The organism is Pseudomonas sp. SDO52101_S400 (assembly GCF_054071635.1).
The window spans coordinates 24,871-34,849 of record NZ_JBSVWF010000061.1; the positions used below are offsets into that span (position 1 = coordinate 24,871).

General features: G+C 60.6%; 5 protein-coding genes. All 5 read left to right on the forward strand.

Features of this window, described 5'->3' with window-relative positions:
* Window positions 1-6 precede the first annotated feature (6 nt).
* Window positions 7-1,299: a flagellar assembly peptidoglycan hydrolase FlgJ gene (gene flgJ / locus ACW9HX_RS24470; protein ID WP_457382559.1), complete on the forward strand. Its 1,293-nt coding sequence runs from the start codon at window positions 7-9 to the stop codon at window positions 1,297-1,299.
* Window positions 1,300-1,320: 21 nt separating this feature from the next.
* Window positions 1,321-3,366, forward strand: coding sequence for a flagellar hook-associated protein FlgK (gene flgK / locus ACW9HX_RS24475; RefSeq protein ID WP_432218948.1), 2,046 nt, complete (start codon window positions 1,321-1,323; stop codon window positions 3,364-3,366).
* Window positions 3,367-3,379: 13 nt separating this feature from the next.
* The gene (locus ACW9HX_RS24480) at window positions 3,380-4,951 is read left to right on the forward strand and encodes a flagellar hook-associated protein 3 (RefSeq protein ID WP_119428843.1); all 1,572 of its coding nucleotides are present in this window, start codon (window positions 3,380-3,382) and stop codon (window positions 4,949-4,951) included.
* Window positions 4,952-5,068: 117 nt separating this feature from the next.
* The gene (locus tag ACW9HX_RS24485; protein WP_457382560.1) at window positions 5,069-8,671 is read left to right on the forward strand and encodes a glycosyltransferase; all 3,603 of its coding nucleotides are present in this window, start codon (window positions 5,069-5,071) and stop codon (window positions 8,669-8,671) included.
* Between the two features lie 229 nt (window positions 8,672-8,900).
* Window positions 8,901-9,979: calcium-binding protein (locus ACW9HX_RS24490; RefSeq protein WP_457382561.1), on the forward strand; the 1,079-nt coding region annotated here is incomplete at its 3' end.

The following is a 9,979-nucleotide window of genomic DNA, read 5'->3' on the forward strand; positions in this document are numbered from 1 at the left end:
GCACTCATGGATATGCGCAAAAGCGGTTTGGTCAGCAGCAGCGATTCGGGTTCGTACTCCGACCTCAATCGACTGAATCAGCTCAAGGTTGGCGACAAGAACAGCGACGGGAACATGCGCAAGGTTGCGCAGGAATTCGAATCGCTGTTCCTCGGCGAGATGCTCAAGTCGATGCGTTCGGCCACTGAAGCGCTGGGCCAGGACAACCCGCTCAATACGCCGGCAGCCAAGCAATATCAGGAAATGTACGATCAGCAACTGGCTGTTTCCCTGTCCCGCGAGGGCGGTGGTATCGGTCTGGCCGACGTGCTGATGAAGCAGATGTCGAAGAACAAACCGATGGCGCCGGGTGAGGCCGCCGCCGCGTCCGCTGCCAAGCAGCAGGAAGCGCTGGCCAGGGCTGCTGCGGTGGAAACGCCGATTGCTGCCGGCACCGTGGCCACCAACGGTCCGCTGTCGCGCCTCAATGGCGAGCGTCCGTTGTGGGCTTCGCGTTCGGTACATGCGCCGAACACCCAGCTTGCCCATCGCAATGACATGGAAATGATCAACCAGCGTCGTCTGGCACTGCCGCCGAAACTGGCTGATCGCCTGCTCGCCGGTCTGGTGCCTTCGGCCACAAATGCCGCAGCCACTCAATTGCCGCAGCGCGACACAATGGCTGCCGCCACTGGTTCCGGCCCGCTGTACAACGGCGACTGGCTGGCCCGCGCCGAGGCGGAAAAGGCCTCCGGCGGGCAGATGCAGATTTACGGTCGGGCCATGGCGCAGATTCCGCTGGCGCCGGCGAAGAAGGCGTTCAGCAACGCCGACGAATTCGTCAACACCATGCTGCCGATGGCCAAAGAGGCGGCGGCGCGCATTGGTGTCGATCCACGTTATCTGGTGGCTCAGGCCGCACTCGAAACCGGTTATGGCAAATCGGTCATGCGCGCCCAGGATGGCACCAGCAGCCACAACCTGTTCGGGATCAAGGCCAGCAGCAACTGGAAGGGCGATTCGGCCCGGGCGATCACCAGCGAGTTCCGCAACGGGCAGATGGTCAAGGAGACGGCCGAGTTCCGTTCCTACGCCTCGTACAAGGACAGCTTCCACGATCTGGTGACTTTGCTGCAGAGCAATAATCGCTATCAAGATGTGCTGAAGTCGGCCGATAACCCAGAACAGTTTGTACGCGAGTTGCAAAAGGCCGGTTACGCAACCGACCCGAACTACGCAAGCAAGATTTCGCAGATTGCCAGGCAGATGACGGTAAATCAGAACTACGCTGCGGCCGGCGTTTCAACAACGCCTTTATAAACACAAGGTAAGGTTTGAATCATGAGTTTGCTCAATATCGGGATGTCGGGGTTGGCCGCGAGTTCGTCCTCTCTGGCTGTGACAGGTAACAACATTGCCAACGTCGACACCGCCGGTTATTCACGCCAGCAAACCGTGCAGGGCACCAAGTCCTCGATCCAGACTGGCAACGTGTTCATCGGTACGGGCACGACCCTGGCCGACGTGCGCCGGGTGTATAACTCTTACCTGGAAACCCAGCTGCATACCGCCACGTCGCTCAACAGTGAAGCGGCAGCCTACGGTGGCCAGGCGACTGCCCTGGATAACTCGTTGTCCGATACCAACACAGGCCTGACCGGCGTGCTGCAGAAGTTCTTCACCTCGATGCAGGGTGTGGCAACTTCGGCGACCGACGACACGTCCCGTCAGTCGGTACTGACCGGCTCGCAAGCGCTGACCAGCCGCTTCAACGCCCTGGCCAAACAGCTGAACGATCAGAACACCACGATCAATGGCAACCTCGGCGACATGGCCGCCCAGGTCAACAAGCTGGCCACTTCGATTGCCAATCTCAACCAGAAGATCGGCGAAGTTTCCACCAGCGGCGGCCAGCCGAACGATCTGCTCGACAGCCGTAACGAAGCGGTACGTCAGCTCTCCGAACTGGTCGGCGCGCAAGTGGTCGAGCGCGGCACCAGCTTCGACGTTTACGTCGGCAGCGGTCAGCCGCTGGTCGTCGGCAACACCACCAATACCTTGAGCACCGTTCCGAGCAAGGACGACCCGTCGCGCATGGGCATCCAGATGGATCGTGGCTCAAGCACCATCGACATCACTTCGGTAATCAGCGGCGGTGAAATCGGCGGTCTGCTGACCTATCGCAATGAAGTGCTCAACCCGTCGCTCAACGAGCTGGGCCGTGTAGCACTGGTCATTGCCGACCAGATGAACCGCCAGCAAGCCCAGGGCATCGACAAGAACGGTGACTTCGGCGCGCCGATTTTCAATGACATCAACAGTGCCGCGCTGATTAGCCAGCGCAGCATTGCCTCGGCAGGCAACAGCGCGGGCTCGGGCAACCTGAACGTCACCATCAAGGACACCGGCAAGCTGACCACCAGCGATTACCAGGTCACCTTCACCAGCGCCACCAACTATTCGGTCAAGCGCTCCGACGGCACCGACATGGGTTCGTTCAGCACCACGACCACGCCACCGCCAGTGATCGACGGCTTTACCCTGGCCCTCAACGGCGGCGCGATGAACGCCGGTGACACCTTCAAGGTGACCCCGACCCGTGACGCGGCCACGAACATTCAGACCGTGCTCACCGATCCGAAGAAAATCGCGGCGGCAGCACCATTGACCGGCGTGGCCAGTGCCAACAACTCCGGCACCTACACCCAGCCGACGCTGGTCGACACCATCGACATCACCAACCCGGCCTCCCAGGCCGAGTTGCAGAACGCGCTCAAGTATTCGACGCCGGTCAAACTGGTCATGGGTGCGGTCACCAGCGGCAGCCAGTCGTACAACATGGTCGATGCCAAGGGCAACACCATCGGCACCGGCACCATCGTTCCGGGGCAGGCCAACACCCTGAACCTGAAGATCGGCATGGTCGACTCCACCGGTGCACCGGTGATGGATACTTCGGTTACGCCGAACGTGCAGAAAACCTTCACCGTGCAGACCACCGTGGGCGCGACGCCGAAGCCAGGCGAAACCTTCACGATCAACCTGACCGGCGCCGCTTCTTCGGACAACCGCAACGCGCAAGCGCTGGTCGGCCTGCAGACCAAGCAGACCGTGGACACCGGCACCGGCAGCAAGGGCATCAGCCTGACCGACGCCTACAACAAACTGGTGACCAACGTCGGTACCAAGGCGGCCCAGAGCAAGTCCGACAACGAAGCCACCTCGACGATCCTCGATCAGGCCAAGGGTGCGCGCGACTCGCTGTCCCAGGTCAACCTGGATGAAGAGACCGGCAACCTGGTCAAGTATCAGCAGTACTACACAGCGTCTTCGCAGATCATCAAGGCTGCGCAGGAAACTTTCGCCACGCTGATCAACAGTCTTTAAGGAGTCGTAATTCATGCGCATTTCCACCGCTCAGTATTACGCGACACAAGCTTCCCAATATCAGCGTAACTACAGCAAGACTGTTGCCACCGCGAACGAAGCGAGCAGCCTGCAACGCATCAACACCGCCGCCGATGATCCGATCGGGGCCGGGCGCTTGCTCAAGCTGGGTCAACAGGCCGCGATGCTCGAGCAATATCAGGGCAACATCGATACCACCAAGAGTGCGCTGACCGTGCAGGAGTCCACGCTGAACTCCATCACCACGGCCTTGCAGCGCGCCAAGGAAATCGGCCTGGCCGCCAACAACGGTATTGCCACCGACGCAGACCGCAAGGCCTACGCATCCGAGCTGAGCCAGATCCAGCAACAAGTGCTGGGCCTGATGAACTCCAAGGACGCCAACGGCAATTACCTGTTTTCCGGCTCCAAGACCGATACCGCGCCGTACTCGCAGAATGCCGATGGCACCTACACCTACAATGGTGACCAGACCCAGATCAACCTGGGCATTGGCGACGGCCTCTCGGTAGCCACCAACACCACGGGTTGGGATGCATTCCAGCAGACCATCAACACCAGCCGCACCACGACTACCATGACCGCGCCTGCCGTCGATGATGGTCGTGTGGTGCTGACCAACGGTATCGTTGGCACTGCTGCGACGTACAACGCCAAGTTCGCGGCCGGCCAGCCTTACACCGTTGATTTCATCAGCAGCACGCAGTTGAAAATCACCGATGCCCTGGGCAACGACGTGACGAGCGAAGCCAGTCAGAGCGGTGCGATCACCAACAGCAACGGTGCCAACCAGACCGTCAGCTTCCGTGGTGTCGACCTGAAGTTGAACATCAACCTCAAGCCTGGCGATACCAACCCGGATGCGGTCATCGCCGGCCACAGCTTCCAGCTGGCGGCCACACCTGACTCGTTCACCACCTCGCGCAGTGCGGGCAACCCGTCGACCGCGGTCATCACTGGCTCCGGCGTAACCAACCAGGCGGCCTACGACGCGGCATTCCCGTCCGGCGGCGGTGCGATCCTGAAGTTCACCAGCGCCACGGCTTTCGACCTGTACGCCGCGCCGGTCACCGCTGACAGCAAGCCGGTTTCGTCGGGCACGCTGGTCGGCAACAATGCTACCGCCGCCGGTGTGACGTTCACCCTCGGCGGTACGCCAGGTGCGGGCGATCAGTTCTCGATCCAGTCCAACAACCACCAGACCCAGAACGTGCTCGACACCCTGGGCCAGATGGTCACGGCGCTGAATGCGCCGATCGATGGTGATCCGGTGGCCAAGCAGAAATTCCAGGGTGCCATGGAGTCGGCGCTGGGCAACATCGACAGCGCGTCCAATCAGATCGGTTCGGCGGTGACTTCGATCGGTGCCCGCGGACAGTCGCTGGATGACCAGAACACCACCAACCAGAGCCTGACTCAGGCGAATACCACCACTCAGGGTTCGATCCGTGATTCGGATCCTGCCGAAGTGATGACCCGCCTGACCTTGCAGCAGACCATGCTGCAGGCCTCGCAACTGGCGTTCAGCAAAATCAGCCAGCTGGGCCTGTTCAACAAGATCTGATGCTGACCGGGCGCGCAAGCGCCCGGTTGCTCTGACCGTTCTGTATTTATTGTTCTTCTTTTGCGGTTTCAAAGGGCTCGCTGTTCCGGGCGGGTTCCCGCCGCTTGCGAGTCCGCCGTGAATTCACTCCCGCTTGTCAGCCTCGTCATTCCCGCCTTCAATCCGCGCTTTTTTGAAAAGGCCTTGAGCAGTGCCGTGAGCCAAAGCTATGGCAATCTCGAAATCATCGTCTGCGACGACAGTCGTGGCAGTGAGATCGAGGCCATTGTCGCTTCGGTCACCGAGAGCAGCGGGGTTACGGTTCGTTATGTGCGCAATCCCCGGACGCTCGGGCTGGTGGGTAACCTGCATGCGTGCCTGGAGCAGGCGACGGGTGAGTTCATCAAGTTTCTGTGTGATGACGATCAGTTGTTTTCCACTTGCGTCGAACGCCAGGCGCAGACGCTGATCGACCAGCAGGACGTCAATCTGGTACTCGCCCAGCGCCTGTTCTGGGATGCTGGCGACCTGCCGTTGCCGTCGCGCCTGGAGAACACGCCGTTGTCTCCGGTGTGCGGATTGTTCAAGGGCGATGACCTGCTGGCGATTTTCGAGAATTTCCCGGTGAACATTCTCGGAGGCTTCAGCAATGCCCTGTTTCGTCGATCCGATGTGCAGGAGCTGTTGCCGGCCCTGACTCAGTCTGGTCACTGTTTTGTCGCCACGCTCGATTTTGCTTTGTACGTCTGCCTGCTGCGACGCGGCAACGTGGTGATGTCTAACCATGTCCTGAGCATCGAGCGCCTGTACCCTGAGCGTTTGAGCAGCCAGCAAGCGATGCGCGATGCAGCCGAGGTCGAGCGGCAATGGCTGACGCAGATGCTCAAGGCGCGCAGCGGCGAATCCGCACCGGCGCCGGGCTGGGTCCGTTATGTGCCGATCACCAAGGCCCTGGAAACTCCGCGGGTCTGGGAAGAGTTGCCACTGAGCCGCACGCTGGGCACCAAGCAGACCACGCAGGACTGGCATGTCGGAATTGCCAGTGTCAGTTTCGCCGAGCTGTACGCCCAGTGGCTAGCCTGCCGCGCACTGACCGAAGGCCAGCGCGAACTGTTGCCGGACACGCTGGCCGCCTGGCCGCGCGTGCCGAAAATCGTTCCGGTGATCATCGACGAGCAGGGCAGTCGTTCGGCGCTCGAACTTACCCTGCAATCGCTGGCCGCACAGGAATACCTGCCGGAGCTGACCATCGTGCTCTCCGCGTCCTGCACCGAGGCGCAGTTGCACGAGCGCATCGTGCGCATGCCGCTGCAGGATGACTGGCAACAACAGATCAACCAATTGTTGCCGCAGCTCGATGGTGCCGACTGGTTCTATCTGCTGCGCGCCGGTGATCGTCTGGTGGTGCCGGCGTTGCTGGTGATGGCCGAACGTATCGCGCTCTCGCGCACCGTTACCTGCCTCTACAGCGATGAAGGAGGTCTGAGCCAGGGTGAGTCGACCGAGCCTGTGTTCAAACCGGACTTCAACCTGGACCTGATGCGCAGCTACCCGTATGTGGGCAGGGCGCTGGCCTTCGAGCGCGAGCGTTTCCTCGCCCTGGGCGGTTTCGATTCCGCATTCGGTGAGCTGGCGCCCCACGATGTGCTGTGGCGCATGGTCGAGCATGACGGCACGCACGTCATCGGTCATGTTTCCGAGGTGTTGCTGGAGTCGGCGTACGACCTCGCCAAGTGGCTGTCCGAACCGCAAATGGCGGACCGCAACTCACAGTTGATCTCGGCTCACCTGGCGCGTCTGGGCATCGCCCACGAGATTCGCGATGGCGCCTCGGCGCTGCTCAACCGGGTCGAGTATCACCATGATCGTCAGCCTCTGGTGTCGATCGTCATTGTCAGCAAGGATCAGACGGCAGCTGTACAGCGCTGTGTCGAGAGCCTGCTGGAGAAAACCCTCTACGCCGAATATGAGTTGCTGCTGGTCGACAACGGCAGCGAGAGTGCCGAAGCACGAGCCTGGTTCGAGGGAATGGGGCAGCTGGGCAGCGAGCGGATCCGTATTCTGGACTGCCCGCAGCAAGACAACATGGCGGCGGTGCGCAATGCGGCGGTGAGTCAGGCGCGGGGCGAATACGTCTTGCTGCTCAATCCTTATGCCGTGATCACCCAGGGCGACTGGCTGGCGGAAATGCTCAATCACGCCCAGCGGCCGGAAGTCGGCGTGGTCGGCGCCAAACTGTTCAATCCGGATGGCCGGATCCTCCACGCCGGCCTTATTCTCGGCTTGCAAGGGCCTGCCGGCGTACCGTTTTACGGAGAGACCCTGCAGGCGACGGGGTACATGTACCGGCTGCTCGTCGCTCATGACCTGAGCGCCGTTGGTGGCGATTGCCTGATGGTGCGCAAGGCCGTGTTCGAGGCGGTCGGCGGCCTCGATCAGCAAGACCTGGCACAGTCGCTCAATGAAGTGGATCTGTGCCTGCGGGTCGGTCGGGAAGGTTACCTGGTGGTGTGGACGCCTTACGCTCAGCTGGCGTTGGGCGCACAGCCGGCACAGGCGCCGAAGGACGGCGAAGAAGCACGGCTCGGCCAGGAACAGGAACAGGAAACGTTCTACAAGCGCTGGTTACCGATCGTCGCGCGGGATCCGGCGTACAACGCCAACCTGGCGCTCAATGGTCTGGGCGGTTCGAGCTTCCGTCTCGATCCGGGCCTGCGTACCGGCTGGAGTCCGTTTTCGCATCCGCAATTGCCGAAGATCCTGGCGCTGCCGGTCAATGCGTCGGCCATCGGTCACTATCGTGTGACCCAGCCACTGATCGAGCTGGAAGCGGCGGGCAGGGCGCTGGGGCGGATTCACTACAATCTGCCGACAATCATCGAAGTCGAGCGCCAATCCCCTGACGTGATCATTTTGCAGGGGCGCTATGCCGAAGCGCCAATCAATGAAATCCCGATCCTGCAGAAATACTCGAATGCCCGGCGGATCTATGAACTCGATGACTATGTGATCGACGTTCCCCATCGCAATGCCCACATCCGCAACATGCCGAACAAGGACGAGATGGAAAAACTGGTCCGGCGCGCCATCGGCATGTGTGACCGGGTCGTGGTGTCCACGGCGCCGCTGGGTAATGCACTGTCGAGCATGCACAGCGACATTCGGGTCGTCCCGAACATGCTGGCCAAACACCTGTGGAGCGATTTGCGCAGTCAGCGTCGCACCTCGAAAAAGCCTCGGGTCGGCTGGGGTGGTGGCACCAGTCACCATGGCGACCTCGCGGTTATCGCCGATGTGGTGCGCGAACTGGCCAACGAAGTCGACTGGGTGTTTTTCGGCATGTGCCCCGACGACCTGCGACCGTACATGCATGAGTTCCACGGCGTGATCGGACTGGACGTGTACCCGGCTAAGCTGGCCAGCCTCAACCTCGACCTGGCCCTGGCGCCGCTTGAGTTCCACATCTTCAACGACTGCAAGAGCAACCTGCGTCTGCTGGAATATGGCGCCTGCGGCTACCCGGTGATCTGCACCGACACCGAGGCCTATCGCGGTTATCTGCCGTGCACGCGGATCAAGACCAACACCACGGATGAGTGGCTGCAGGCGATCCGCATGCACCTGGCCGATCGGGACGCCAGCTACCGCATGGGCGACGAATTGCGCGAGGTCGTGCTGCGTGATTACGTCCTGCGTGGCGACAACCTGCGGTACTGGGAAAACGGCTGGCTGGCGGACTGACCGGTTCATCCGCGCTCCAGAAAAAACAGGCGACTATGGCAGTCGCCTGTTTTTTTTTGCCTGCCTGTTCGTCTTTATTTCATTCTTGATACATTTCTTTGCAACGGGCTCAAGCGCAGGGTGCTTCCTGTCGATATCAACACATTGCAGTTCAAGAAAATGATGTCGCGGTGACGTGTGATCGCCACGCTGGCCTGTACCGGTTCACAAACAAGGCAAGGAAGATGTAATGGCAGTAATCAACGGGACAAACGGCGCGGATACGCTGAACGGTACGAGTGGGGATGATGAGATCAATGGCCTGGGTGGCAATGATGTGATTATCGGGAGTGCCGGGGCTGACAAAATTGACGGTGGTTCGGGTTTCGACACGGTCGATTACTCGGCTTCGTCCGCCGGGGTCAATGTCGACATCCGTCCGGGCACCGGTTTGCCCGGCACCGGTGGTGATGCGCAAGGCGACACGTTGACCGGTATTGAAAAGGTCATCGGTTCGGCGTTCAACGATACCTTTACGACTGAGGCATCGTTGTATGCCACCTATGAAGGCGGCGCTGGAGATGACGTCTATTACGTCAATGGCGGTGGTGTGACCATCATCGAACAGGCCGGCGGTGGCAATGATGAGGTGAGGGTCAGCTGGAAGGATCACACCCTGGCGGCCAATATCGAGCGCCTGACTTATGTCGGCACCGGTTCGTTCACCGGCGTAGGCAACGCCAGCGACAACATCATCACTGGCGGTGCAAATAACGACATCTTCAAGGGCGGCGGCGGTGCCGACCAGTTTTTCGGTGGCGCGGGGCGCGACACGGTGTCCTACGACGACAGCACCGTTGCAGTGAGCATCAACCTGAAAACCGGCGTCAACTCGGGCATTGCAGCGGGTGACACGTACAACAGTATCGAAGTGATCGCCGGTTCCAATTACAACGACACCTTCGTGGTCGATAGCCGGATCACTGCTATTGATGGCGGCGCCGGTTTCGATACGGTCGATTACTCGACATCGGCGGCGGCAGTCAATGTGGATATTCGTCCGGGCACTGGACTGCCAGGTGTTGGTGGCGATTCGCAAGGCGTGACCCTGACCGGCATCGAAAAGGTCATCGGTTCAGCCTTCAACGATACCTTTACGACTGAGGCATCGTTGTATGCCACCTATGAAGGCGGCGCTGGAGATGACGTCTATTACGTCAATGGCGGTGGTGTGACCATCATCGAACAGGCCGGCGGTGGCAATGATGAGGTGAGGGTCAGCTGGAAGGATCACACCCTGGCGGCCAATATCGAGCGCCTGACTTATGT

Excerpts from the sequence above, each read along its gene's own strand:
- flgJ (WP_457382559.1), top strand. The coding sequence starts at position 7 with ATGGATATGCGCAAAAGCGGTTTGGTCAGCAGCAGCGATTCGGGTTCG.
- flgK (WP_432218948.1), top strand. The coding sequence starts at position 1,321 with ATGAGTTTGCTCAATATCGGGATGTCGGGGTTGGCCGCGAGTTCGTCC.
- ACW9HX_RS24480 (WP_119428843.1), top strand. The coding sequence starts at position 3,380 with ATGCGCATTTCCACCGCTCAGTATTACGCGACACAAGCTTCCCAATAT.